At 62.8% G+C, this 23,960-nt stretch carries 23 protein-coding genes and 1 other RNA gene; 10 read left to right on the top strand and 14 right to left on the bottom strand.

Features of this window, described 5'->3' with window-relative positions:
• Positions 1-43: 43 nt before the first annotated feature.
• Genes P0Y58_03215 through P0Y58_03195 form a run of 5 tightly spaced genes read right to left on the bottom strand, consistent with a single transcriptional unit; the run spans position 44 to position 4,856 of the window.
• On the bottom strand, positions 44-1,261 hold the full coding sequence (locus tag P0Y58_03215) for a 2-octaprenyl-3-methyl-6-methoxy-1,4-benzoquinol hydroxylase (GenBank protein WEK33265.1): 1,218 nt from the start codon (positions 1,259-1,261) through the stop codon (positions 44-46).
• A gap of 9 nt (positions 1,262-1,270) precedes the next feature.
• Positions 1,271-1,753 (bottom strand): DUF4442 domain-containing protein, encoded by a 483-nt coding sequence (locus P0Y58_03210; GenBank protein ID WEK31215.1) that lies wholly within the window; start codon positions 1,751-1,753, stop codon positions 1,271-1,273.
• On the bottom strand, positions 1,750-2,949 hold the full coding sequence (gene ubiH, locus P0Y58_03205; GenBank protein ID WEK31214.1) for a 2-octaprenyl-6-methoxyphenyl hydroxylase: 1,200 nt from the start codon (positions 2,947-2,949) through the stop codon (positions 1,750-1,752). The genes P0Y58_03210 and ubiH overlap by 4 nt, the downstream gene beginning before the upstream one ends.
• Positions 2,946-4,280, bottom strand: a complete 1,335-nt coding sequence (gene pepP / locus P0Y58_03200; protein ID WEK31213.1) for a Xaa-Pro aminopeptidase — start codon at positions 4,278-4,280, stop codon at positions 2,946-2,948. The genes ubiH and pepP overlap by 4 nt, the downstream gene beginning before the upstream one ends.
• A 21-nt stretch (positions 4,281-4,301) precedes the next feature.
• Positions 4,302-4,856, bottom strand: a complete 555-nt coding sequence (locus tag P0Y58_03195; GenBank protein ID WEK31212.1) for a YecA family protein — start codon at positions 4,854-4,856, stop codon at positions 4,302-4,304.
• A gap of 181 nt (positions 4,857-5,037) precedes the next feature.
• Here P0Y58_03195 and P0Y58_03190 point away from each other — a divergent pair, with 181 nt between their 5' ends.
• From P0Y58_03190 to P0Y58_03175, 4 genes are all read left to right on the top strand, one after another.
• Positions 5,038-5,220 (top strand): TIGR02449 family protein, encoded by a 183-nt coding sequence (locus tag P0Y58_03190; protein ID WEK33264.1) that lies wholly within the window; start codon positions 5,038-5,040, stop codon positions 5,218-5,220.
• On the top strand, positions 5,217-5,537 hold the full coding sequence (locus P0Y58_03185; GenBank protein WEK31211.1) for a cell division protein ZapA: 321 nt from the start codon (positions 5,217-5,219) through the stop codon (positions 5,535-5,537). The genes P0Y58_03190 and P0Y58_03185 overlap by 4 nt, the downstream gene beginning before the upstream one ends.
• 17 nt (positions 5,538-5,554) lie before the next feature.
• A non-coding RNA gene (gene ssrS / locus P0Y58_03180) (6S RNA) lies at positions 5,555-5,734 on the top strand.
• Positions 5,735-5,814: 80 nt separating this feature from the next.
• Positions 5,815-6,423, top strand: a complete 609-nt coding sequence (locus tag P0Y58_03175; GenBank protein WEK31210.1) for a 5-formyltetrahydrofolate cyclo-ligase — start codon at positions 5,815-5,817, stop codon at positions 6,421-6,423.
• A gap of 18 nt (positions 6,424-6,441) precedes the next feature.
• Here the strand turns inward: P0Y58_03175 and P0Y58_03170 are convergent, their stop codons facing one another.
• Positions 6,442-6,594, bottom strand: a complete 153-nt coding sequence (locus P0Y58_03170; protein WEK31209.1) for a hypothetical protein — start codon at positions 6,592-6,594, stop codon at positions 6,442-6,444.
• A 179-nt stretch (positions 6,595-6,773) separates the two neighbouring features.
• Here P0Y58_03170 and P0Y58_03165 point away from each other — a divergent pair, with 179 nt between their 5' ends.
• The 4 genes from P0Y58_03165 to P0Y58_03150 all read left to right on the top strand — a co-directional run bounded on the left by P0Y58_03165 (position 6,774) and on the right by P0Y58_03150 (position 12,109).
• On the top strand, positions 6,774-7,223 hold the full coding sequence (locus P0Y58_03165; GenBank protein WEK31208.1) for an EVE domain-containing protein: 450 nt from the start codon (positions 6,774-6,776) through the stop codon (positions 7,221-7,223).
• Positions 7,224-7,318: 95 nt separating this feature from the next.
• Positions 7,319-8,278 carry an HlyD family efflux transporter periplasmic adaptor subunit gene (locus tag P0Y58_03160; GenBank protein WEK33263.1) on the top strand — a complete coding sequence of 320 codons (960 nt, stop codon included), beginning with the start codon at positions 7,319-7,321 and terminating at the stop codon, positions 8,276-8,278.
• A complete protein-coding gene (gene rbbA, locus P0Y58_03155; protein ID WEK31207.1) occupies positions 8,275-10,995 on the top strand; it encodes a ribosome-associated ATPase/putative transporter RbbA in 2,721 nt (906 codons plus the stop codon). The genes P0Y58_03160 and rbbA overlap by 4 nt, the downstream gene beginning before the upstream one ends.
• Position 10,996: 1 nt before the next feature.
• Positions 10,997-12,109 (top strand): ABC transporter permease, encoded by a 1,113-nt coding sequence (locus P0Y58_03150; protein ID WEK31206.1) that lies wholly within the window; start codon positions 10,997-10,999, stop codon positions 12,107-12,109.
• A 180-nt stretch (positions 12,110-12,289) separates the two neighbouring features.
• Here P0Y58_03150 and P0Y58_03145 read toward each other — a convergent pair whose 3' ends face one another.
• Entirely contained in the window at positions 12,290-12,727 is a 438-nt protein-coding gene (locus P0Y58_03145; GenBank protein WEK31205.1) for a type II toxin-antitoxin system PemK/MazF family toxin, read from the bottom strand.
• Between the two features lie 163 nt (positions 12,728-12,890).
• Complete coding sequence (locus tag P0Y58_03140) at positions 12,891-13,295, bottom strand: flagellar basal body-associated protein FliL (protein ID WEK31204.1); 405 nt, start codon at positions 13,293-13,295, stop codon at positions 12,891-12,893.
• A 169-nt stretch (positions 13,296-13,464) separates the two neighbouring features.
• On the opposite strand from P0Y58_03140, the gene P0Y58_03135 reads away from it, so the two are divergent.
• Positions 13,465-14,442: an NADPH:quinone oxidoreductase family protein gene (locus P0Y58_03135; GenBank protein WEK31203.1), complete on the top strand. Its 978-nt coding sequence runs from the start codon at positions 13,465-13,467 to the stop codon at positions 14,440-14,442.
• A gap of 112 nt (positions 14,443-14,554) precedes the next feature.
• On the opposite strand, the gene P0Y58_03130 is transcribed toward P0Y58_03135, so the two are convergent.
• The 5 genes from P0Y58_03130 to trxA all read right to left on the bottom strand — a co-directional run bounded on the left by P0Y58_03130 (position 14,555) and on the right by trxA (position 19,926).
• Positions 14,555-15,205, bottom strand: coding sequence for a gamma-glutamylcyclotransferase (locus P0Y58_03130; GenBank protein ID WEK31202.1), 651 nt, complete (start codon positions 15,203-15,205; stop codon positions 14,555-14,557).
• 245 nt (positions 15,206-15,450) lie between these two features.
• Positions 15,451-16,419, bottom strand: a complete 969-nt coding sequence (locus tag P0Y58_03125; GenBank protein ID WEK31201.1) for a CDP-6-deoxy-delta-3,4-glucoseen reductase — start codon at positions 16,417-16,419, stop codon at positions 15,451-15,453.
• A complete protein-coding gene (ubiD, locus tag P0Y58_03120; protein ID WEK31200.1) occupies positions 16,419-17,885 on the bottom strand; it encodes a 4-hydroxy-3-polyprenylbenzoate decarboxylase in 1,467 nt (488 codons plus the stop codon). Before ubiD ends, P0Y58_03125 begins: the two co-directional genes overlap by 1 nt.
• Positions 17,886-18,008: 123 nt before the next feature.
• Entirely contained in the window at positions 18,009-19,268 is a 1,260-nt protein-coding gene (gene rho, locus P0Y58_03115) for a transcription termination factor Rho (GenBank protein WEK31199.1), read from the bottom strand.
• 328 nt (positions 19,269-19,596) lie between these two features.
• The gene (trxA, locus tag P0Y58_03110) at positions 19,597-19,926 is read right to left on the bottom strand and encodes a thioredoxin TrxA (GenBank protein ID WEK31198.1); all 330 of its coding nucleotides are present in this window, start codon (positions 19,924-19,926) and stop codon (positions 19,597-19,599) included.
• A gap of 253 nt (positions 19,927-20,179) precedes the next feature.
• Between trxA and ppx the strand changes: the two genes are divergently transcribed.
• Positions 20,180-21,682, top strand: coding sequence for an exopolyphosphatase (ppx, locus tag P0Y58_03105; protein ID WEK31197.1), 1,503 nt, complete (start codon positions 20,180-20,182; stop codon positions 21,680-21,682).
• Here the strand turns inward: ppx and ppk1 are convergent.
• The gene (gene ppk1, locus P0Y58_03100; protein ID WEK31196.1) at positions 21,669-23,924 is read right to left on the bottom strand and encodes a polyphosphate kinase 1; all 2,256 of its coding nucleotides are present in this window, start codon (positions 23,922-23,924) and stop codon (positions 21,669-21,671) included. The two genes, ppx and ppk1, sit on opposite strands and share 14 nt — an antisense overlap.
• Positions 23,925-23,960 lie beyond the last annotated feature (36 nt).

The following is a 23,960-nucleotide window of genomic DNA, read 5'->3' as shown; positions in this document are numbered from 1 at the left end:
TACCGGATGTTGCAGAGAGGGTCGCAAAGCGGCCCCGGCAATCTCAGGCTTTGGCCAGATCCGGCAAGTCACCACTCAAACCCAGCGCCTGGCGCACAAACAACGCCTTGGCCTCGGGCATCTGCTCTACCAGCTTCAACCCGCTATTACGCAACCAGCGCAACGGCAGCGGGTTGGCCTGGAACAACCGTTCAAAACCCTCCATCGCCGCCATCAGCGCCAGATTGTGCGGCATGCGCCGCCGTTCGTAACGGCTCAGCACCTTCACATCTGCCAGCCGCTCACCGCGCTCACAGGCATTGACCAGCACCTCGGCCAGCACTGCGGCATCGAGGAAGCCCAGGTTCACGCCCTGCCCCGCCAGCGGGTGGATGGTGTGCGCGGCATCACCGATCAAGGCCAGGCCTTCATCCACATAACGCTTGGCGTGGCGCTGGCGCAGCGGCACGCATACCCGCGGGTCGGCGTGCAGAACATCGCCCAAACGCCCCTCGAAGGCCCGTTCCAGGGCCTGCAGGAAACCCGTGTCATCCAGCGCCATCAACTGCTCGGCATGCTCCGGAGTGGTTGACCACACAATCGAGCACCAATCCTGCTGGCCATCGCGGGTCAACGGCAGGAAGGCCAACGGCCCCTCATCGGTGAAACGCTGCCAGGCCGTGCCCTGGTGCCCGGCACTGCAGCGCACGCTGGTGACGATGGCATGGTGCAGGTAATCCCATTCGCGGGTTTCGCAGCCCGCCAGGCGCCGCACCGCCGAATTGGCACCGTCGGCGGCGACCACCAGCGGTGCGCGCAGTTGCCGGCCATCCGCCAAGGTCAGCAACCACTCGTCACCCGAGCGACGCAACTGCTCCAGCCGCGCGCTGGGCAACAGACCGATGTCGCTGTCGTGCAGGCGCTCCAACAGGCCATCCTGCACCACCCGGTTCTCGACGATATGGCCAAGCACCTGGGCGTGTACGCTGGCGGCCGAGAAATGAATCTGCCCGGTGCCGCTGCCATCCCACACATGCATGTCGGAGTACGGCGTGGCACGCCGCCGGGCAATGCCGTCCCACGCGCCAAGGCGTTCGAGGATGCGCTGGCTGGCTGCCGACAGGGCGCTGACACGCGGCTCGAAAGGGGCCTGGGCATCGAACGGCTTGACCGACAACGGGCCGCCATCGAGCAAGAGGATTTGCAAGCCACTGTGGCGCAATGCCAGGGCCAGTGCGCTGCCGACCATACCGGCACCGACAATCAACAGATCTGCGCGCATTTCCATGCCTTACGCCAGCCTCGCTTGCGGCTTGAGCCGCACGTATAGGGTTTTATCGACCCGCGCCACCAGCTCGCCGGCGCCATCGCGGATATCGACCTGCAATCGCGGCAGGCACTTTTTGCCGGTGGCGGTCTGCTGGCGGATGTCGTCCAGCAGCGCGTCATCAATGTGGAATTCGGCGTACACCGGGCCTTTACCCGGCGAGATGAAATCGATGCTGGCGGCCTTGTCCCAAACGATATAGTCGCGGCCCAACTGCTCGATCAGCAGCAACATGTAGAAAGGGTCGACCATCGAATACAGGCTGCCACCGAACTGGGTACCGACATAGTTGCGGTTCCAGCGGGTCAGCTTCATGGCCACCTTGACGCTGCGCAGGTCAGGGCTGATGGACTGCACGCGGATGCCAGCCCCCAGATACGGCGGGTAGAGGTTCAGCATCCAGCGCAAGATGCGCGCACGACGTGCCAGTTTACGCGGGTTGCTCATGCCTGACCCCGCGGATCGGGGCGGGTGCCCAGGCCCATGGCCTGGCGGGCGAACCAGCTTTTGGCCGGCGGCAGCAGGTCGAGCCCCAGCAGCCCAAGGTTACGCCCGGCGGCCAGCAATGGCTGATTGCTGCCGAACAAGCGGGTGACCTGGTCGGAAAAGCCGATGGTCATGGCCTGGTCCAAGCGCTGGCGCTGGGCGTAAACCTGCAGCGTGGCCAGGTCGCCAGGCTGCTGCGGGCCAGCCAGCAACGCATCGGCCAGCGCCTGCACATCGCGCAGCGACAGGTTGAAGCCCTGGCCGGCAATCGGGTGCAGGCTGTGCGCAGCATTGCCCAGTACCACCAGGTGCTGCCGCACCTGTTCCTGGGCCTCGATCAGTGACAGCGGGTAAAGGTGCCGTGCACCGACCTGGCGCAATGCGCCCAAGCGATAGCCAAACACGCCTTGCAGCTCACGCAGGAAACTGCGCTCGTCGATGTCGGCCAAGCGCCGCGCATCCATACCCTGACGGGTCCATACCAGCGCGCAGCGGTTATCCGGCAATGGCAGCAGCGCCATCGGGCCTTCTTCGGTGAAGCGCTCGAACGCCTGGCCACCGTGGGCCTCACCCGGGGTGATGTTGGCGATCAACGCGCTCTGCTGGTACGGCGTGTGGCGCACGTGGATGCCCAACTGCTCGCGCAGGCCGGAACGGCCACCGTCGGCCAGTACCGCCAGGTCGCATTCCAGCTGGGTATCGTCATTCAGCTGCAGGCGGTAACCGCCTTCGATCGCCTGCATCGAGGTCACTTCTGCAGGGCAGCGCCAGCTCACCACGTCGCTGTCCAGCCCTTGCCACAGGCATTGGCCAAGCCAGGCGTTTTCCACCACGTAGCCCAGCGCCGGCACGCCTTCTTCCCCGGCATCCAGGCGGGTGGAGCCGAAGCGGCCACGGTCGGATACATGAATTTGCCGGATCGGCTCGGCACGGCGGCCAATGGCCTGCCACAGGCCCTGCTGCTGGTAAATCTGCTGGGTGCCGAACGACAACGCCGAAGAGCGCGCATCGTAGCTGGGCTGAAAGCTGTCGCCGGGGGCGAACGGCTCGATCAGCAGAATCTTCCAGCCCCGCGCCTTAGCCCCTGCCTGCAGGATCAACGCCAGGCTTGCGCCCACCAGGCCGCCGCCAATGATCGCCAGGTTCACGCGGTTCATGCGGCGTCCTTGCGAGCGGCCTGCATCAGCGCCTCGATCTCGGCGACCGTGCGTGGCACGCCCGACGTGAGGATTTCACAACCTTGCCTGGTGACCACTACGTCGTCCTCGATCCTTACACCAATGCCGCGCCATTTTTTGGCCACGGCCTGATTGTCGGCGCCTATGTAGATACCCGGCTCGACGGTCAGCGCCATGCCGGGCTCCAGCACCCGCCACTCGCCGCCCACCTTGTACTCGCCCACGTCGTGTACATCCATGCCCAGCCAGTGTCCGGCACGGTGCATGTAGAAGGCGCGATAGGCCTCGCTGTCGATCAGCGCCTGCACCTCGCCACTAAGCAGGCCCAGTTCCACCAGGCCTTCGGTAATCACCTTCACGGTCGCCTCGTGAGCGTGGTTCCAGTGCTTGCCCGGGGCGATTTCGGCAAACGCTGCGGCCTGGGCCTTGAGCACCAGCTCGTAGATGGCCTTCTGCTCGGGCGAAAAACGCCCGCTGACCGGGAAGGTACGGGTGATATCGCTGGCGTAGCAGTCGATTTCGCAACCGGCGTCGATCAGTACCAGGTCGCCATCCTTGAGCGAGGCGTCGTTCTGCTGATAGTGCAGGATGCAACCATTGCGCCCGGCCGCGACGATCGAGCCGTAGGCCGGCATCTTCGCACCGCCCTTGCGGAACTCGTAGTCCAGCTCGGCTTCCAGGCTGTATTCGTGCAGCCCGGCCCGGCAGGCCTGCATGGCCCGCACATGAGCCTGTGCAGAAATGGCTGCGGCCGCGCGCATCACCTTCACTTCCGCTGCCGATTTATACAGGCGCATGTCGTGCAGCAGATGATCCAGCGCAACGAACTCATTCGGTGGCTGGGCGCCCAGGCGGGCCTTGGAGCGGATCACGTTGATCCAGTCCATCAGCCGCCGGTCGAAATCGGGGTTGCTGCCCATGGCGCTGTACACCCGCTCGCGGCCCTCGATAAGGCCCGGCAGGATCTCGTCGATGTCGGTGATGGGGAAGGCATCGTCGGCGCCAAAATCGCTCACCGCGCCTTCCTGGCCTGCGCGCAGGCCGTCCCACAGTTCACGCTCGGGGTTGCGTTCACGGCAGAACAGCACGTACTCGCCATGCTCGCGCCCGGGGATCAGCGCGATCACTGCCTCGGGCTCCGGGAAGCCGCTGAGGTACTGGAAGTCGCTGTCCTGGCGGTATACGTGCTCGACGTCGCGGTTGCGGATGGCAACTGCGGCGGCGGGCAGGATGGCGATGCTGTTGGGGACCATCTGCGCCATCAGCGCCTTGCGCCGACGGGCATACTCGCCCTTGGGAATGTGGCTCATGGGCAGACTACCCCCGGTTGATCAGTGCAGCGATGGCTTGGACGCGGGTGCGGCCGGCTTGGCCAGCTCGGAGAACAGCAGCAGCGGCGCCACGCGCAGGTATTCCATGACTTCCATGTAGTCGCTCTCGCCGTCTTCGGACTCTTCGAGGGCTTCCTGTACCTGGGAAATGGCTACCAGGTCCTCCAGCACTTCCTTGGCTTCGGTGGACAGGTCCTTGCCGCCGACGTTCAGGCCGAAACCGGTAATGAAGCCCTGGCACCACTGGCCCAGCGCGGTGGCTCGGTCGGTCAGGGCGGCGTCGTCGGTAGGCAGCAGCAGGACGATGGCCATGTCGTCGCTGGTCAGCTCACCCTTGACCATTTCCTGCAGGCCGATCAGGGCGTTGCGCACGGGGTCGCCGGGCTCGGTTTCCAGCAGCTGGGCGGCATCGGCCAGCCAGGCATCGGCGTCGAAACCGGCACCGGCGCAGCTGCGGCCGATCAGCAGGCCGTGCAGTTCGGCCGGGGTGACAGGGTGACCATTGCTCGAGAGCAGCATGGCGAAGGCGATGTAAGGCGATTGGGTATTGGGCATGGGCTGCTAGGCGCCAGACGGCGCAATGACTAGAATGGAGACCTTGTATCCTAGCACCGGCAGGCGCGCCAAGACCATCGGCACTGGCCGTCGTGGGCCAGGGAGAGGCATCATCGCCAGGTGACTCAACGACGGAGCGAATCGAGTGCAACCCACGCAAGAGAACGACCTTCAGGCACTGATGAGCCGATTCGAGTTGCTGATCGAACGCGTCGAGCAACTAAAACGGCAAAATGCACTCCTAGTAGCTCAGGAAAAATCCTGGCGCGAAGAGCGCGCCCACCTCATCGAAAAGAACGAGATCGCCAAGCGCAAGGTCGAGTCGATGATCTTACGCCTCAAGGCTCTGGAGCAAGACTCATGAGTTCAAGCAATAGCGTCACCGTGCAGATCCTCGACAAGGAATATTCGATCATCTGCCCGCCGGAAGAGCGCAACAACCTGGTCAGCGCCGCGCGCTACCTCGACGGCAAGATGCGCGAGATCCGCAGCAGCGGCAAGGTGATTGGCGCCGACCGGATCGCGGTCATGGCGGCATTGAACATTACCCACGAGATGCTGCATCGCCAGGAAGACCGCAGCGAGGCCCCGGCCAGCGGCACCAACCGCGAACAGGTGCGCGACTTGCTGGATCGGGTAGATAAGGCTTTGTCCGACGACACGGATACCAAAATCGGTTGAGATTGGTATACTGGCGCCACTCCCTGGTGGATGCGCCAGTCGGTTATGTCCCTGAGCCGATACGCACAACCACGGGGGTTGCACGCTGGGGCCGGTGTGCATGTCCGCCCGACGGAAAGCCTTAACGCCCCCTGCAATCTCCACCTTGAACTTTCGGGTTCAAGGGCTACACCGACAGCGGTCTGATCGGGGAGCCTGAATTCTCTTGCCCGCCCCTCTGGCGGGCAATTCGTTTTGGCCGACAATGTCGGCCAGTACACCTGGGATCGCCCGTGCCATGACCGACACCGCGCCGCTCACCCGCCCCCAGCTTCGTCGCCTGCTTCGCAATGCACGCCGCGCCCTTACCCCTGCCCAGCAACGCCAGGCCACCCTTGGCCTGTACCGTCAGCTTGCGCAGCACCCGCTGTTCCGCCGCGCCCGGCACATTGCCCTGTACCTGCCCAACGACGGCGAAATCGACCCTTGCCTGTTACTGCGCGAAGCCCAGCGCCGCGGCAAGCGCACCTACCTGCCGGTGCTGCACGCCTGGCCGCGCACGCGCATGGTGTTCCAGCGGTTCGAGCAAGGCGAAAAGCTCAAGCCCAACCGTTTCCGTATTCCTGAGCCTATTACTGAACGCAAACGCCAACGGCCAATCTGGGCACTGGACCTGATCCTGCTGCCGTTGGTCGGTTTTGACGAAGTGGGCGGGCGCCTGGGAATGGGCGGTGGCTTCTATGACCGCAGCCTGGCCTACCAGGCGCGTCGAAAAACCTGGAAGAAGCCTTTGCTGCTGGGGCTGGCGCATGAATGCCAGAAGGTCGAGCGGCTGGCCCAGGCCAGTTGGGATGTACCGCTGCAGGGCACGGTATCGGACCGTGACTGGTACCTGGCGCCGCGTTAAGCGGCGCCAGCGGGGGCATCAACGTTGTGGCTGGCTGGCGTCGACCGGCATCTGATAGGCGTTGTCCAGCTTGCGCTCCCAGAACCCCTGCGCATAACCGGTAGTGACCACACCCAGGCCAAAAATGAACACCAGGATCCACAGCAGATCCGGCTTTTTGCGTTGATTCATTGAAGATTGCCCCCCAGGCAAACTGTTCAGTGCCCGGCGATTTTCTGGGTATCGCCAGCGCATTGCGCTTTAAACGGGGCGCATTTTCCGACAACCTGCGTCCACACGCAAACCTTGACGCCAACCGGCTGTCGGTTTCGTGCAACAGGTTATTTCAAACCTTTTCAGGAGCAGCATCCATGGCCTACTGGCTGATGAAATCCGAGCCCGATGAGCTCTCCATCGAAGCCCTCGGCCGCTTGGGCGAAACGCGCTGGGACGGGGTGCGCAACTATCAGGCGCGCAATTTCCTGCGGGCCATGAACGTGGGTGACGAGTTCTTCTTCTACCACTCCAGTTGCCCGCAGCCCGGTATTGCCGGCATCGGCAAAATCATCCGCGCGGCTTACCCGGACCCGACCGCACTGGACCCACAAAGCCACTACTACGATGCCAAGGCCACAGCCGAGAAGAACCCGTGGAGCGCGGTGGATGTGGCCCATGTGCAAACCCTGCCACGGGTTCTGGAACTGGGCAGGCTGAAGCAGCAGTCCGGCCTGGCCGAGTTGCCGCTGGTGCAAAAGGGCAGCCGCCTGTCGGTGATGCCGGTGACCCCCGAACAATGGGCAGTGATTGTCGCGCTGCGTTGAAACAGTGGCTAAGGTCAAGGGTTTGACCGATATCAACACGCCACGCATGGCCCCACGCCATGATGTGGTGTGCAAGACCGCAAGGATGCAGAATGATGAATCAATTCGCCCCCAGAATATTCGCCACCGCGCTGATCGCCCTGCTCGCTGCTGCCGGAGGGCTGGGGTACTGGAAGTCACTCCACGACCAGTTGCCCGAAGGCCTGAGCATGGGCAACGGCCGCCTCGAAGCCACCGAAGTCCAGATCGCCAGTAAAATCCCCGGTCGCTTGGCCGAAGTGCTGGTCGACGAAGGTGACAAGGTTACCCGCGGCCAACTGCTGGCGCGCATCGACACCCGCACCATGGAAGCCCAGCGTGCCCAGGCTGAAGCCGAAGTGGTGCGCGCCCGGGAAAACTACGCCGCCGCCCAGGCCAGTGTGCAGCTACGCCAAAGCGAACTGTTGCTGGCCAGCCAGGAACTCAAGCGCGTGCGTGAGATTTTCCAGCGCAAATACGCCAGCCAGCAGTTGCTTGACCAACAGCAGGCGCGCTTCGACACGGCCAATGCCGCGGTAGTCGCCTCTCGCGCCCAATTGGCGGCAATCAAGGCCGCCATCGGTGCCGCCGAAGCCCAGGTAGCCCAGCTCACCAGCGAAATCGACGACAGCAGCCTGCGTGCCCCCATCGACGGCATCATCCAGCTGCGCCTGGCCGAGCCTGGCGAAGTGCTGGGTGCCGGCGGCCGCGTGCTGATGCTGATCGACCCCAGCGACCAATACATGAACCTGTACCTACCGGCCTCCACCAGCGGCCGGCTGACCGTGGGCGACCAGGCGCGTATCGTGCTCGACGCTTTGCCCGAACGCGCCCTGCCAGCCAAGGTGGCGTTTGTCGCGGCCAAGGCCCAGTTCACCCCCAAACAGGTAGAAACCCGCGACGAGCGGCAAAAGCTGGTGTTTCGGGTCAAGCTGCGCCTCAGCGACCCAGGTAATGTTCCGCAAGCCAAACCAGGCATGCCAGGCGCCGGCTATGTGCGCACGGCTGAGGTGGACTGGCCGGCCAACCTGCAATGAACGCCCCGGCACTGCTGGCCGAGGGTATCAGCCACCGCTACGGCGACCTGGTGGCCCTGCACACCCTCGGCTTCAGCCTGCCTGCGGGCACCCGCTGCGCGCTCATCGGCCCAGACGGCGCCGGCAAATCGACCTTGCTGGGGTTGATCGCAGGCGTCAAACGCCTGCAAAAGGGCGATCTCCAGGTGCTGGGTGGCTCGATCAGCCAGCGACGCCACCGCGCGGCGCTGTACCCGAAAGTCGCGTTCATGCCACAGGGGCTGGGCAACAACCTGTACCCGGAGCTGTCGATCAGCGAAAACATTCGCTTCTTCGCCACCCTGTTCGGCCTGGGCCGCCGCGAGTGCGAGCAGCGCATGGCCAACCTGCTGCAGGCCACCGACCTGCAACGCTTTGCCGAACGCCCGGCCGGCAAGCTGTCGGGCGGCATGAAGCAGAAGCTGGGCCTGTGTTGCGCACTGATCCACGAACCGGACCTGCTGATCCTCGACGAACCCACCACCGGCGTCGACCCGCTGTCGCGGCGGCGCTTCTGGGAGCTGGTCGAACAGGTTCGCGCACAGCGCCCGCAACTGACCTTGCTGGTGGCTACCGCCTACATGGAAGAGGCCGAACAGTTCGAGCACTGCCTGATGCTCGATGGCGGCCACCTGCTGGCCGCAGGCCCCAGCCACGAACTGGCTGCGGTCACCCCCAGCGGCAAGCTGGACGACGCCTTCACCCACTACCAGGGCGCGGGCAAGGCCCAGCATCAACCCCTGCGCATTCCACCGCGCCCGGCCACGGACGGCCCGGTGGCCATCGAGGCCCACGACCTGACCCTGCGCTTTGGCGATTTCACGGCGGTAAACAAGGTCAGTTTCGCCATTGGCCGTGGCGAGATCTTCGGCTTCCTCGGCTCGAACGGCTGCGGCAAGACCACCACCATGAAAGTGCTCACCGGCCTGATGCCGGCCAGCGAGGGCAGCGCCAGCCTGCTGGGGCGCCCGGTGGATGCCAGTGACCTGGCCACGCGCAAGCGGGTCGGTTTCATGTCGCAAAGCTTCTCGCTGTATGGCGAACTCAGCACCCGGCAGAACCTGGCCTTGCATGCCCGCCTGTTCGACCTGCCCAAGGCAGAAAGCGCCCAGCGCATTGATGAGCTGATCGAGCGCTTCGACCTTGCCGCTATCGCCGACCAGCCGTCCGGCGCCCTGCCCCTTGGCCTGCGTCAACGCCTGTCGCTGGCGGTAGCAGTGCTGCATCGCCCGGAAGTATTGATTCTCGATGAACCGACCTCCGGGGTTGACCCCGCAGCCCGCGACGATTTCTGGCGCCTGTTGGTGGAATTGTCACGCGAACAGGGCGTGACCATTTTCCTCTCCACCCATTTCATGAACGAAGCCCAACGCTGCGACCGCATCTCGCTGATGCATGCCGGGCGGGTTCTGGCCTGCGACACACCGGATGCCCTGCAGCGCCAGTACCAGGGCGACACCCTGGAGGACGCGTTCGTGCGCTGCCTGGAGCAGGCCCAGGAGCTTGCGCCGCAAGCTACGGAGAACGCCGTGCTGGAGCAGGCAGCCACGGCCACCCCGCCCCTGCGCCAGGGCTTCAGCCTGCGCCGCCTGCTGGCGGTGGCCAGCCGTGAGGGCAAGGAGTTGCTGCGCGACAAGGTGCGCCTGGCCTTTGCCCTGCTGGGCGCGCTGTTCATGATGGTGATTTTTGGCTATGGCATTTCGCTGGATGTGGAAAACCTTGCCTTCGCCGTGCACGATCAGGACCAGAGCCCGCAAAGCCGGGCCTACCTCGAAGCCTTCCGTGGCTCACGCTATTTTGCTGAACAGGCGCCGATTACTGACAGCCGCCAGATGCACCAGCGCCTGCAACGCTCGGATATCAAGCTGGCGCTGGAGATTCCGCCCGGGTTTGGCCGCGACCTGTACGCCGGGCGCCAACCGGTGGTGGCGGCCTGGCTCGACGGCGGCATGCCGTTTCGTGCAGAAACCAGCCGCAACTACGTTGAGGCCGTGCACCAGGCCAACCTTGAGCAGCTGGCAAAGGCGAGCCCACAGCCGCAGCCGCGCCAGGACCTTGTGCGCCTGGAAACGCGTTTTCGTTACAACCAGGACGTGGTCAGCGTGAATGCCATCGGCCCGGGCGTGATGGCGCTGATCCTGGCCTTCATCCCGGCCATGCTCACCGCGTTGGGCATTGTCCGCGAGAAAGAACTCGGCTCCATCACCAACTTCTACGCCACCCCCCTCACTCGCCTGGAGTTCCTGCTGGGCAAGCAGATACCTTACCTGGCTGTGAGCCTGGTCAACCTGGCGCTGCTGGTGGCAATGAATCGCTGGCTGTTCGCCGTGCCGCTCAAGGGCAGTGTGCTGGCCCTGGCTTGTGGTGGCGTGGCCTACCTGCTGGCCACCACCAGCCTGGGCTTGCTGATTTCGGCGTTCACCCGCACCCAGATCGCGGCCATTCTGGGCACCATGATCATCACCAGCCTGCCGACCATCCAGTTCTCTGGCCTGATCGTGCCCCGCTCATCGCTGGACGGTGCGGCGGCAGTGATGGGCCAGCTGTTCCCGGCGGGCTACTTTCTCGATATCGCGGTCGGCACCTTCACCAAGGCGCTGGGGCTACGCGAGCTATGGCCGCAATGCTTGATCCTGCTGGGCTTCTTTGCGGCGTTTACCGGCCTGAGCCTGGCCATGCTGAAAAAGCAGGAGGCCTGAGATGTCGCGCCTGAACCACACCCTGCGCCTGGGCCTGAAAGAACTGACCAGCCTGCGCCATGACAGCGTGCTGCTGTTGTTCCTGCTGTATGCCTTCAGCGTGGCGATCTACATGCCGGCAGCCGGCTCGGTGATCGGCGTGCACAACGCCAGCGTCGCGGTGGTGGACGAAGACCGCAGCCTGCTGTCACGCAAGCTGACCGAAGCCCTGCAACCGCCCGAGTTCCAGCCCGCCGTGGCGCTGGCCGCGGAGCACCTGGACCAGGCCATGGACAGCGGCCAGTACACGTTCGTGATCAACGTGCCGGTGAACTTCCAGAGCGACTTGCTGGCCGGGCGCTCACCAGAACTCCAGATAAACGTCGACGCCACAGCCATGAGCCAGGCGTTCATGGGTGCCGGCTACATCGGCCGCATCTTCGAGCGTGAGCTGCTCGATTACAGCCAGCGTGGCAACGCGCAAAGCCCGGTGCTGATCAACCCCAAGGCGCTATTCAACCCCAACCTTGAAGGGGGCTGGTTCCTGGCCGTGATCCAGATCGTCAACAACATCACCATCCTGGCGATCATCCTCACCGGCACCGCGCTGCTGCGCGAGCGTGAACATGGCACGCTCGACCACCTGCTGGTGCTGCCGCTGACCGCACTGGAAATCATGCTGGCGAAGATCGGCAGCAACGCGCTGGTGGTGGTGATCTGCACCTGGATTTCGCTGGTGGTGGTAGTGAAAGGCGCACTGGGCGTGCCACTGTCCGGCTCGATGGGGCTGTTTCTGGCCGTGACTGCGCTGTATCTGTTCGCCAGTACGGCCCTGGGCATTTTCCTCGCCACCCTGGCGCGCTCGACGCCGCAGTTCGGCCTGCTGGCGATTCCGGTGATCATCCCCATGCTGTTGCTGTCTGGCGGCAGCACACCGCTGGACAGCATGCCGCAGTGGTTGCAATGGGTAATGCAGGGATCGCCGTCGACGCACTTTGTCAGCCTGGGGACCGCGATTCTGTTCCGCGATGCCGGATGGACAGTGGTATGGCCGGATATCCTGGCGCTGGCGTTGATCGGGCTGGTGTTTTTCAGCGTGGCCCTGGCGCGGTTTCGCCGTAGCCTGGCGTCATAAGGGAGCGAGACATCATTCCGCCCAGGAAATTGCAAAAGTAGCACAAAGACAAAGGGCGCCTTTCGGCGCCCTAATCACAGACAGGTTGGCTTGTCATCGCCACATACCTGCCCGGCTCTGTAATTGCTGGCTGAGCCAGGATCCACAGAGTCTCGCAAGTCCCTTACGGGAACAGAGCGATTATTGCGTATCCAGCGCACCACTGACAACAGCCGGCACTGTTGCCGGATATGTGAAGCCCAGGCTGAAGCCAACAGCAGCCCTCACGGCCGCGAAATGCTCAGGCCTCATAGTGAAGGTGAGGAATTCCCGACCACCACCATGTCGCGACTTGACCTGACACCTGTCCAGTCTGTTGATCGCAACCGTGTAGATCATGTCGCATTTGGCCCAACATATGAGGGCCGGTCCTGGCAGATAACTCGGCAGCTCAACGTGATGCTTGGCCAAGCGATCAGGTGCTGTGGTGCTCAAAGGAATTATCGTCACCAACTGGCGATTTTGAATGTGCTTGCGAAGGACGACGACGGGCCGCACCTTGATCATCTCAGGCACCTGGAAGCCCGAAAAGTCGCACATCAGCACAGTCGCCGCTTTCGGCTGGTACTTCAAAGGCATTGCCAACACTCTCGAGCAACTGTAGACAAGGCACAATTTAGCTTGGCCATGGCCGCAGAAACCGAAAACTGGCAGGCTTACAGGAAAGACAGAAAGGTCTTACAACCGAGGTAAGCCTGACTTCAGTCATGCTTACCAACGATCGACTTCACCCGGTTTCAGCTCACTGCACAATCAGGTTGTTGAACAGCAAGTCCTCGACAATCGGCTTGCCCTCTTCCGCTTCCAGCACCTGCTGCACCTGCTTCAGCGCTTCTTGGCGAAGGTGTTCCTTGGCCTCGACGTTGCTCATGCTGTCCACGGTCTGTTGGGTGAACAGTGCCACCAGCTGGTTGCGGATAAGCGGCTCGTGGTGCTGCACCGCCTTGGCAGCTTCATCACCGGTTACGCGCAGGGCCACGTCGGCCTTGAACACGCGCAGCCGTGGGCCGCCGTCGAGGGCATAGTTGCCGACAAAGGGCGGGCTCAGGCTGATGTAGGCGACCTTGGGCACCCCTTCCTTGGCTTCTTCGGCCATGGCCGCAGCCGGCAGCAACAGTGCCAGCACCATCAAGATCCACGCTTTCACGAATTCGCTCCTCAATACAGTTGGCGCCAGCTTACCTAGCACGCCGCTCAAACCCAAGCCCGGGCTTGTGCCGCCACTTATGCCTACACATCAGGGCGGACCATGCTCGTTGACCCGGCAAACGGCCCTCCTACACTTATCGGCCATTACCCGCAAAGGAATAGCCCCGATGAAAGCTGTGTTGTGCAAAACCCTGGGTCCGGCGCGCGATCTGGTACTGGAAGACGTGGCCAGCCCGCTGCCGAAGAAAAACGAGATCTTGCTGGATGTGCAGGCCGCCGGTGTCAACTTCCCCGACACCCTTATCATCGAAGGCAAATACCAGTTCCAACCACCGCTGCCGTTCTCGCCAGGCGGCGAAGCAGCGGGAGTGGTGACCGCAGTCGGAGAAAAAGCTGGCGCGTTCAAAGTCGGCGACCGGGTCATGGCACTCACCGGCTGGGGTGCGTTCGCCGAACAGGTAGCAGTGCCGTTCTACAACGTGCTGCCGATCCCGGCGAGCATGGACTTCACCACCGCTGCGGCATTTGGCATGACCTATGGCACCTCGATGCACGCCCTGCGCCAGCGCGGCCAACTGCAAGCAGGCGAGACGCTGCTGGTACTGGGCGCATCCGGCGGGGTCGGTCTGGCGGCGGTGGAAATCGGCAAGGCCCTGGGCGCGCGGGTGATCGCCGCGGCCAGCAGCACCGAGAAACTGGCCGTGGCCAAGGCTGCCGGGGCAGATGAGCTGATCGACTACAGCCAGGCAAGCCTGCGCGAAGAAATCAAGCGCCTGACCGGCGGCCAGGGCGTGGACGTGATCTACGACCCGGTCGGCGGCGAGCTGTTCGAGCAGGCTGTGCGCGGGTTGGCCTGGAATGGCCGGCTACTGGTGGTGGGTTTTGCCAGTGGCAGCATTCCACAGCTGGCGGCCAATCTGGTGCTGCTCAAGGGTGCAGCGGTGCTGGGGGTGTTCTGGGGTGCATTTGCCCAACGTCAGCCGCAAGACAATGCGGCTAACTTCAAGCAGCTGTTTGCCTGGCATGCCGAAGGCAAGCTGAAACCGCTGGTTTCGCAGACTTATCCACTGGCCGAGGCCGGGGCCGCTATTGAACGGCTGGCACAGCGGCAGGCTGTGGGTAAGTTGGTGGTTCTGCCTCATTGATTTTGGGTCTGCTGCGCAGCCCATCGCGACACAAGGCCGCTCCTACAGGATTATGCGTTCCCCTGTAGGAGCGGCCTTGTGTCGCGATGGGCTGCGCAGCAGACCCAAGAACTCAAACTTCACGCAGGTTATGGCAGCGCCTGAACCGTGCCTCCAGGTTACGATCGGGCATCTGGTGGCTACGCAGGGCATTCAAGGTCTGCTCGACATAGTCCCGCGTGGTGCCATAGCGCCCCTTGGCACTGGCAAGAATCTGGCTGAGCAGGGTATCTGGCAGGTTCCCGGCATAGCACGGCAAATGGCGCTCCAGCACAAAGCCCAACGCCTGCACTTTGGTGCCATCGTCCAGCCGGCAGCTGAGCCAGTGCGGCCGGTATGCCGGGTACGGCATCTCCCGTTGCCACAGGGCCATCAACGAGTCATCCAGGCTGCTTTCATCCAACCGATAGGCAAAGCCGCTGCATGAGCCACCACGGTCAAGGCCGAACACCAGCCCAGGCGTTTCCGGGGTGCCGCGGTGTTCGTGCGACCACAGGTACAAGCCGCGGTGATAACCATGCACTCGCGCCCGCTGGCGTTCCACAGAGCTGCACTCCGGGCGCCAGATCAGGGAGCCATAAGCAAACAGCCACACGGGCCCGCCCTGATGCAGGGACATGGTCGTCTTCATGGAGTTGAACAACTGGTCGCGCGTATGTTGCTGACCGAAGTCGAGCGACGGAGGATATGAAACTTCCCAGGACATACTTTCAAGTGCCGACATAAGCTGCCGCCATTATCCCTATGAACTACGGACGTAGCGAGATCCGATTGTGATAAGCCCCAGGCCGCTGTAGCAAGGGCACTTGCAGTAACCATAGGCCAGAACTGCAGGAATACTCAAGCCCTCGCGTCATTGTTTCATGCGCGGTTCCGACGACTGGGAAGTACTGTTTCGGCAACTGTGAAAGTTAGTGGCCAAGGCGGTAACAATTACCGCCTTATACCCACTCGTTCAAACTTCGGTTATTAACCGCGTGGCGCGTAGGCAAACACATCCGCACGCATGCGATGTGCATCCATACCAGCTTCGACCAGGGCGTCGAGGGTGGCATAGATCATGTTCGGTGAACCGCTGGCATACACATGCACGGTGTTGAGGTCGGCGATGTCCTCGCAGACCGCCTCATGCAGCATGCCGCAGCGGCCCTCCCAGCCGCACAGGTCACTGACGACCTGGTGCAGGAACAGGTTAGGCAGGCGCTGCCATTCGTCCCAGTGCTCGATCTGGTAGAAGTCTTCGGGCCGGCGCACGCCCCAGTACAGATGTACCGGGTGCTTGAAGCCGTTGGCCCGGCAATGCTCAAGCAAGCTGTGCATCTGGCCCATGCCGGTGCCGGCGGCAATCAGCACCAGCGGCCCGTCGGGCAGCTCGGCCAGGTGGGTGTCGCCAAATGGCATCTCGATGCGAGCCAGGCCGTCACGCTTCAGTTGGTCAATCAGTTGTACTGCACTGGGCTCACGCGCCAGCACGTGCAGCTCCAGCACGCGCCCGCCGTGGGGTGCGGAGGCCAGCGAGAACGCGGCCGGCTTGCCGCCTTCGCGCTCGATCATCAGGTACTGCCCGGCGTGGTAACGCAGTGGCTTGCCGGCCGGCGCACGCAGTCGCACCCGCCAGACGTCGCCACCAACGTCGACACATTCAATGACGCTGCACGCCAGTTTGCGCACCGGCAGCTCGCCCAAGGCGAGCACACCATCCCAGAGCAACACACAGTCCTCCAGCGGCTCGGCAATGCAGGTGAACAGCTCGCCATGGTCGCGGACTTCGCCGTCCTGGCGTACCCGGCCTTCGACCAACAACGCGGCGCAGACATGGCAATTGCCATTGCGGCAGCTGTTCGGGCAGTCATAGCCCAACCGCCGCGCTCCATCCAGGATCCGTTCCCCGGGTTCAAGCGCCAGCACCGCCCCGGACGGCTGCAACGTTACCTGCATCAATCTATTCCCAACTGATCCCACAGCTCATCGATACGGCGGGTGACGGCTTCGTCCTTGACGATGACCCGCCCCCATTCGCGTGTAGTCTCGCCCGGCCACTTGTGCGTGGCGTCCAGGCCCATCTTCGACCCCAGCCCCGACACCGGCGACGCGAAGTCCAGGTAGTCGATCGGGGTGTTGTCGATCATCACCGTATCACGCTTGGGGTCCATGCGTGTGGTGATGGCCCAGATCACATCGTTCCAGTCACGGGCGTTGATATCGTCATCTGTGACAATAACGAACTTGGTGTACATGAACTGTCGCAGGAACGACCACACACCCAGCATCACGCGCTTGGCGTGGCCCGGGTACTGCTTTTTCATGGTCACTACCGCCATGCGGTAAGAGCAGCCTTCCGGCGGCAGGTAGAAGTCGGTGATTTCCGGGAACTGCTTCTGCAGGATCGGCACGAACACTTCGTTCAGTGCCACGCCGAGAATCGCTGGCTCATCTGGCGGCCGGCCGGTGTAGGTGCTGTGATAGATCGGCTTGTGCCGGTGGGTGATGCGCTCGACGGTGAACACCGGGAAGCTGTCCACTTCGTTGTAGTAGCCGGTGTGGTCGCCGTATGGGCCTTCCGGGGCCATCTCGCCCGGGTGGATCACGCCTTCCAGGATGATCTCGGCGGTGGCCGGCACCTGCAGGTTGCTGCCACGGCACTTGACCAGCTCGGTGCGGTTACCGCGCAGCAGGCCGGCGAAGGCATATTCGGAGAGGCTATCCGGCACCGGCGTCACGGCGCCGAGGATGGTCGCCGGGTCAGCGCCCAGGGCCACGGCCACCGGGAACGGCTGGCCGGGGTTTTTCTCGCACCACTCACGGTAGTCGAGGGCCCCGCCACGGTGGCTCAGCCAACGCATAATGACCTTGTTGCGGCCGATGACCTGCTGGCGGTAGATGCCCAGGTTCTGGCGGTCCTTGTTCGGGCCGCGGGTCACGGTAAGGCCCCAGGTGATCAGCGGCGCCACATCGCCTGGCCAGCAATGCTGGATCGGCAGTGCGCCAAGGTCGACATCGTCACCCTCGACCACCACTTCCTGGCACACCGCGTCCTTGACCACTTTCGGGGCCATCGACACGACTTTCTTGAAGATCGGCAGCTTGGACCAGGCGTCTTTCAGGCCCTTGGGTGGCTCGGGCTCCTTGAGGAAGGCCAGCAGCTTGCCGATTTCACGCAGCTCTTCGACCGACTCGGCGCCCATGCCCATGGCCACGCGCTCTGGCGTACCAAACAGGTTACCGAGCACCGGAATGTCGAAACCGGTGGGCTTTTCGAACAGCAATGCAGGGCCTTTGGCACGCAGGGTGCGGTCACAGACCTCGGTCATTTCCAGGACAGGGGAGATCGGAACCTGGATGCGCTTGAGCTCGCCGCGCTGTTCCAGGCCACGGATGAAGTCGCGCAAGTCGCGATACTGCATGCAAAAGCCTCGTGTTGGCCGTATCGGTCGGGGGTGCAGAGTGTAGCGCCGATAGGGTCGCAATAGCCAAAGTACAGATAGCAAAAAGCCGGGTTTCCCCGGCTTTTGCGTGGTACGACGATCTTACTTGCGCTTCATCGACAAGAAGAACTCGTCGTTGGTCTTGGTCTGCTTGAGCTTGTCGACCAGGAACTCGATGGCGGCGATTTCGTCCATCGGGTGCAGCAGCTTGCGCAGAATCCACATGCGCTGCAGTTCGTCGTCGGCGGTCAGCAACTCTTCGCGGCGGGTACCGGAACGGTTGATGTTGATGGCCGGGAACACGCGCTTCTCGGCGATGCGGCGGTCCAGCGGCAGTTCCATGTTGCCGGTGCCCTTGAACTCTTCGTAGATCACTTCGTCCATCTTCGAGCCGGTTTCAACCAGCGCGGTGGCGATGATGGTCAGCGAACCGCCTTCCTCGATGTTACGCGCAGCGCCGAAGAAGCGCTTCGGCTTCTCCAGGGCGTGGGCGTCGACACCACCGGTCAGCACCTTGCCGGAGCTCGGGATCACGGTGTTGTAGGCACGCGCCAAGCGGGTGATGGAGTCCAGCAGGATGACCACGTCCTTCTTGTGCTCGACCAGGCGCTTGGCCTTCTCGATCACCATTTCGGCAACCTGCACGTGGCGGGTTGGCGGCTCGTCGAAGGTGGAGGCAACCACTTCGCCGCGCACGGTGCGCTGCATTTCGGTCACTTCTTCCGGGCGCTCGTCGATCAGCAGGACGATCAGGTGGCACTCGGGGTTGTTACGGGTGATGTTGGCCGCGATGTTCTGCAGCATGATGGTCTTGCCCGCTTTCGGCGGGGCGACGATCAGGCCACGCTGGCCTTTGCCGATCGGGGCGCACAGGTCGATGACGCGGCCGGTCAGGTCTTCGGTGGAGCCGTTACCAGCCTCCATCTTCAGGCGCTTGTTCGGGAACAGCGGCGTCAGATTTTCGAACAAGATCTTGTTCTTCGCGTTTTCCGGACGGTCGAAGTTGATGGTATCAACCTTCAGCAGGGCGAAGTAACGCTCCCCTTCCTTCGGCGGGCGGATCTTGCCGACGATGGTGTCGCCGGTACGCAGGTTGAAACGGCGGATCTGGCTAGGCGAGACGTAGATGTCGTCCGGGCCGGCCAGGTAAGACGCGTCAGCCGAGCGCAGGAAACCGAAACCATCCTGGAGAATCTCCAGCACGCCGTCACCCGAGATCTCTTCGCCGCTCTTCGCGTGCTTTTTCAGCAGGGCGAAAATCACGTCCTGTTTGCGCGAACGGGCCATGTTTTCGATGCCCATCTGTTCGGCCATTTCCAACAGATCGGTAATCGGCTTTTGCTTGAGTTCAGTCAGGTTCATAAGGGGAGTGACGTAATCATGTAAGAAGGGAGAATTAAGCTTCTGGCTTAATGAGGCCGCGCCGCTAGATGGCGACAGGATCGCGTACTGATTCGAATTAGAGATGCTTCGGCGACGGCGTGTGGAGGGCACTGGAAAAGCAGTGCGAGGCCGAATGTAACACTTGCTTTTTTCGACGTCTAGTGGTTTTGACGGGGTAAATCGTACCCTGTGGGAGCGGGTTTACCCGCGAAGGCGGCAGTGGGTTCACATTGGAGCTCGCGGTTGAACCCGCACCCACGGGCGCCCGTGGCCCAAAAAAAACCCCGCATTTGCGGGGCTTTTCACATCACAGATTGGCGTCGATGAACGCGGCCAGTTGCGATTTTGACAGAGCGCCGACCTTGGTAGCCTCGACATTGCCGTTTTTGAACAGCATCAGCGTAGGGATACCACGCACGCCGTGCTTGGCTGGGGTTTCCTGGTTGTCGTCGATGTTCAGCTTGGCGATGGTCAGCTTGCCCTGGTAGGTGCCAGCGATGTCGTCCAGAACCGGAGCGATCATCTTGCATGGGCCGCACCACTCAGCCCAGTAGTCGACCAGCACTGGGCCTTCGGCCTTGAGGACTTCGGCTTCAAAGGTAGCATCGGTGACGTGTTTGATCAGGTCGCTGCTCATGGATATCTCCAGGGTCATATGCAAAAAACGTGGCCCATCATAGCCGCACCCGCCGTCTACAGGAAGCCGCGGACGATTGAGTGTAACTATAGTTGTGCAAGACGCCGCGAATCGAAACTGTCATACAGCCGTCATAGAATCGAATGGCACATTGCCTTGCATCAAGGCCAGCACATCGGCTGCGTGTCACGCGTTGGCGACAGCCTGCTATCGTGGCACGATTGCCGGGTTAACGACCGAGAACAACCAGATCATGCCGCATACCATCGCGAAGAACCTGTCCCTGATCGCCGCCATCGACCTTGGCTCCAACAGTTTTCACATGGTCGTGGCCAAGGCCCACCATACAGAAATCCGCATTCTCGAGCGGCTCGGCGAGAAAGTTCAGCTTGCCGCCGGCATCGACGAAGAGCGCAAACTCAGCGAAGAGGCAATGGAACGAGGCCTGGATTGCCTCAAGCGCTTTTCCCAGCTGATCAACGGCATGCCGGCAGGCTCCGTGCGTATCGTCGGTACCAACGCCTTGCGCGAGGCGCGCAACCGTAACGATTTCATCCAGCGCGCCGAAGCCATCCTCGGCCACCCGGTAGAGGTCATCTCCGGCCGCGAAGAAGCGCGCCTGATCTACCTGGGTGTCTCGCACACCCTGGCCGACACCCCCGGCAAGCGCCTGGTGGCCGACATCGGCGGCGGCAGTACCGAGTTCATCATCGGCCAGCGCTTCGAGCCACTGCTGCGCGAAAGCCTGCAGATGGGCTGCGTCAGCTTCACCCAGCGCTACTTCCGCGACGGCAAGATAACCCCGGCCCGCTACGCCCAGGCCTACACGGCTGCGCGCCTGGAGCTGATGAGCATCGAGCATGCCCTGCACCGCCTGACCTGGGATGAAGCCATCGGCTCGTCCGGCACCATCCGCGCCATCGGCGCCGCCATCAAGGCTGGCGGCCTGGGCAATGGTGAGGTCAACGCTGAAGGTCTGGCCTGGGTCAAGCGCAAGATGTTCAAGCTGGGTGAGGTCGACAAGATCGACTTCGACGGCATCAAGCCGGACCGCCGTACGATCTTCCCGGCGGGCATGGCCATTCTTGAAGCGATCTTCGACGCGCTGGAGCTGCAGCGCATGGATCACTGTGACGGCGCCTTGCGCGAAGGCGTGCTGTTCGACCTGCTCGGCCGCCACCACCACGAAGACGTGCGTGAGCGCACACTCAACTCGCTGATGGAGCGCTACCACGTTGACCAGGGCCAGGCTGCACGCGTGGAGCGCAAGGCACTGCATGCTTTCGACCAAGTGGCCGACGCCTGGGGGCTGAAAGATGGAAACTGGCGCGACCTGCTGGGTTGGGCGGCGAAAGTGCACGAAGTCGGCCTTGATATCGCCCACTATCACTACCACAAGCACGGCGCCTACCTGATCGAGCACTCTGACCTGTCGGGCTTCTCGCGCGAGGACCAGCAGATGATGGCCTTGCTGGTGCGCGGCCACCGCCGCAACATCCCCAAGGACAAATTCGCCGAGCTGGGTGACGAGGGCATCAAGCTGCTGCGCCTGTGCGTGCTGCTGCGCTTCGCCATTCTGTTCCACCACATCCGTGGCAACCAGCAGATGCCGAAGGTAGTGCTCAAAGCTGGCGATGAAAGCCTTGATGTTGCCTTCCCTGAAGGCTGGCTGGAGCAGAACCAGCTGACCCAGGCCGACTTCGCCAACGAGGCGGAGTGGCTGGCCCGGGTCGGCTTCGTCCTCAGCGTACGTTGAGGACCGGATTGCTCAGGCGATCCAGCAGGGTCGCCTGGGCACTGCGCGGGTTCTGGTTGCCGGTCGGGGTGCTGCGCACGTAGCGCCCGTCTGGCTGCAAGGTCCAAGCGTGAGTGTTGTCGGTCAGGTAGCTTTCCAGCTCCTTCTTCACCCGCAGCAGCAGCTTTTTGCCTTCTACCGGGAAGCAGGTCTCGACGCGCTTGTCGAGGTTGCGCTCCATCCAGTCGGCACTGGACAGGTAGATCTGCTCCTCGCCGCCATTGAGGAAGTAGAACACCCGCGTGTGCTCGAGGAAGCGGCCGATGATCGAGCGCACCTGGATATTGTGCGAAACCCCCGGAATGCCTGGGCGCAGGCAGCACATGCCACGCACCACCAGGTCAATTTTCACACCCGACTGGCTGGCCTTGTAGAGTGCCTTGATGACCTTGGCATCGGTCAGCGAGTTGAACTTGGCAATGATGTGCGCTGGCTTGCCTTCGAGGGCGAACTGGGTTTCCCGCGCAATCATGTCGAGCATGCCCTTCTTCAGGGTAAACGGCGCGTGCAGCAGCTTTTTCATGCGCAGCGTCTTGCCCATGCCGATCAGCTGGCTGAACAGTTTGCCAACGTCCTCTGTAAGGGCGTCGTCAGAGGTCAGCAGGCTGTAGTCGGTGTACAGGCGGGCGTTGCCGGCGTGGTAGTTGCCGGTCCCCAGGTGGGCATAACGCACGATCTCGCCCTGCTCGCGGCGCAGGATCAACATCATCTTGGCGTGCGTCTTGAAGCCGACCACACCGTAGATAACCACCGCACCGGCCGCTTGCAGGCGGCTGGCCATCTGCAGGTTGGACTCTTCGTCGAAGCGCGCGCGCAATTCGATCACCGCGGTGACCTCCTTGCCGTTACGCGCCGCGTCCACCAGGGCATCGACAATTTCCGAGTTGGCCCCGGAACGGTACAGGGTCTGGCGCACGGCAAGCACGTGCGGGTCCTTGGCGGCCTGGCGCAGCAGGTCGACCACCGGGGTGAAGGACTCGAACGGGTGCATCAGCAGAATGTCCTGCTTGCTGATCACGCTGAAAATGTTGTCGGCGTTCACCAGCAGCTTGGGGATCGCCGGGGTGAACGGCGTGTACTGCAGCTCCGGGTGGCTGTCCAGGCCGGTAATGCTGAACAGGCGGGTGAGGTTGACCGGGCCATTGACCTGGTACAGCTCACTTTCGCTGAGGCTGAACTGCTTGAGCAGGTAGTCCGACAGGTGTTTCGGGCAGGTGTCGGCCACTTCCAGGCGCACGGCGTCACCGTAACGGCGCGAGAACAGCTCGCCGCGCAGCGCGCGGGCCAGGTCGTCAACCTCTTCAGAGTCCAGCGCCAGGTCGGCGTTACGGGTCAGGCGGAACTGGTAGCAGCCCTTCACCTTCATGCCCTGGAACAGGTCGTCGGCGTGTGCGTGGATCATCGACGACAGGAACACGTAGTTGGCACCCGGGCCACCCACCTCTTCAGGCACGCGGATGACCCGCGGCAGCAGGCGTGGGGCCGGGATGATCGCCAGGCCCGAGTCACGGCCGAAGGCGTCGACCCCTTCCAGCTCGACAATGAAGTTGAGGCTCTTGTTCACCAGCAGCGGGAACGGGTGGGTCGGGTCCAGGCCGATCGGGGTGATGATCGGGGCGATTTCGTCGCGGAAATAGCGACGCACCCAGGTCTTGAGCTTAGGCGTCCAGTAACGGCGGCGGATGAAGCGGATCTGGTGCTTTTCCAGCTCCGGCAGCAGTACGTCGTTGAGGATCGCGTACTGGCGGTCCACCTCGATGTGCACCAGCTCGCTGATGCGCGCCAGCGCTTGGTGCGGCTGCAGGCCGTCGGCACCGGCCTGTTCACGGGCGAAATTGATCTGCTTCTTCAGGCCGGCAACGCGGATCTCGAAGAATTCGTCGAGGTTGCTGGAGAAAATCAACAGGAACTTGAGGCGTTCAAGCAGTGGGTAGTTCTCGTCCAGCGCCTGTTCCAGCACGCGGATGTTGAACTGCAGCTGCGAAAGTTCGCGATGAATGTACAGGCTGCTGTCGTCCAGGCCTGGGACGTTGATTGCCGGGGCCGGTGCGGGCGTGGGCGCCGCGGCCACAGGCTCGGCCACCTGCTCCTCTACCGATTCCTCTACGGCCTCGGGCGGCAGGTCTGGCGGGGTCTGCACCAACTCTTCCGGGAGCTCCTGGGCATCCTTGATCGCGACAGGGCTGAGCACTTCATTATTCATCTGGCGTTCCTGAGGACGTTAACGCCCTATCATCTA

The organism is Candidatus Pseudomonas phytovorans (assembly GCA_029202525.1).
GTDB lineage: Bacteria > Pseudomonadota > Gammaproteobacteria > Pseudomonadales > Pseudomonadaceae > Aquipseudomonas > Aquipseudomonas phytovorans.
Note: the sequence above shows the minus strand (reverse complement) of the source record. Positions and strands in the feature narration are given on the sequence as shown.

What these genes read in the sequence shown, in the direction of transcription:
- P0Y58_03215 (WEK33265.1), bottom strand. Translation starts at nt 1,261, where the DNA reads ATGCGCGCAGATCTGTTGATTGTCGGTGCCGGTATGGTCGGCAGCGCA.
- P0Y58_03210 (WEK31215.1), bottom strand. Translation starts at nt 1,753, where the DNA reads ATGAGCAACCCGCGTAAACTGGCACGTCGTGCGCGCATCTTGCGCTGG.
- ubiH (WEK31214.1), bottom strand. Translation starts at nt 2,949, where the DNA reads ATGAACCGCGTGAACCTGGCGATCATTGGCGGCGGCCTGGTGGGCGCA.
- pepP (WEK31213.1), bottom strand. Translation starts at nt 4,280, where the DNA reads ATGAGCCACATTCCCAAGGGCGAGTATGCCCGTCGGCGCAAGGCGCTG.
- P0Y58_03195 (WEK31212.1), bottom strand. Translation starts at nt 4,856, where the DNA reads ATGCCCAATACCCAATCGCCTTACATCGCCTTCGCCATGCTGCTCTCG.
- P0Y58_03190 (WEK33264.1), top strand. Translation starts at nt 5,038, where the DNA reads ATGAGCCGATTCGAGTTGCTGATCGAACGCGTCGAGCAACTAAAACGG.
- P0Y58_03185 (WEK31211.1), top strand. Translation starts at nt 5,217, where the DNA reads ATGAGTTCAAGCAATAGCGTCACCGTGCAGATCCTCGACAAGGAATAT.
- P0Y58_03175 (WEK31210.1), top strand. Translation starts at nt 5,815, where the DNA reads ATGACCGACACCGCGCCGCTCACCCGCCCCCAGCTTCGTCGCCTGCTT.
- P0Y58_03170 (WEK31209.1), bottom strand. Translation starts at nt 6,594, where the DNA reads ATGAATCAACGCAAAAAGCCGGATCTGCTGTGGATCCTGGTGTTCATT.
- P0Y58_03165 (WEK31208.1), top strand. Translation starts at nt 6,774, where the DNA reads ATGGCCTACTGGCTGATGAAATCCGAGCCCGATGAGCTCTCCATCGAA.
- P0Y58_03160 (WEK33263.1), top strand. Translation starts at nt 7,319, where the DNA reads ATGAATCAATTCGCCCCCAGAATATTCGCCACCGCGCTGATCGCCCTG.
- rbbA (WEK31207.1), top strand. Translation starts at nt 8,275, where the DNA reads ATGAACGCCCCGGCACTGCTGGCCGAGGGTATCAGCCACCGCTACGGC.
- P0Y58_03150 (WEK31206.1), top strand. Translation starts at nt 10,997, where the DNA reads ATGTCGCGCCTGAACCACACCCTGCGCCTGGGCCTGAAAGAACTGACC.
- P0Y58_03145 (WEK31205.1), bottom strand. Translation starts at nt 12,727, where the DNA reads ATGCCTTTGAAGTACCAGCCGAAAGCGGCGACTGTGCTGATGTGCGAC.
- P0Y58_03135 (WEK31203.1), top strand. Translation starts at nt 13,465, where the DNA reads ATGAAAGCTGTGTTGTGCAAAACCCTGGGTCCGGCGCGCGATCTGGTA.
- P0Y58_03130 (WEK31202.1), bottom strand. Translation starts at nt 15,205, where the DNA reads ATGTCGGCACTTGAAAGTATGTCCTGGGAAGTTTCATATCCTCCGTCG.
- P0Y58_03125 (WEK31201.1), bottom strand. Translation starts at nt 16,419, where the DNA reads ATGCAGGTAACGTTGCAGCCGTCCGGGGCGGTGCTGGCGCTTGAACCC.
- ubiD (WEK31200.1), bottom strand. Translation starts at nt 17,885, where the DNA reads ATGCAGTATCGCGACTTGCGCGACTTCATCCGTGGCCTGGAACAGCGC.
- rho (WEK31199.1), bottom strand. Translation starts at nt 19,268, where the DNA reads ATGAACCTGACTGAACTCAAGCAAAAGCCGATTACCGATCTGTTGGAA.
- trxA (WEK31198.1), bottom strand. Translation starts at nt 19,926, where the DNA reads ATGAGCAGCGACCTGATCAAACACGTCACCGATGCTACCTTTGAAGCC.
- ppx (WEK31197.1), top strand. Translation starts at nt 20,180, where the DNA reads ATGCCGCATACCATCGCGAAGAACCTGTCCCTGATCGCCGCCATCGAC.
- ppk1 (WEK31196.1), bottom strand. Translation starts at nt 23,924, where the DNA reads ATGAATAATGAAGTGCTCAGCCCTGTCGCGATCAAGGATGCCCAGGAG.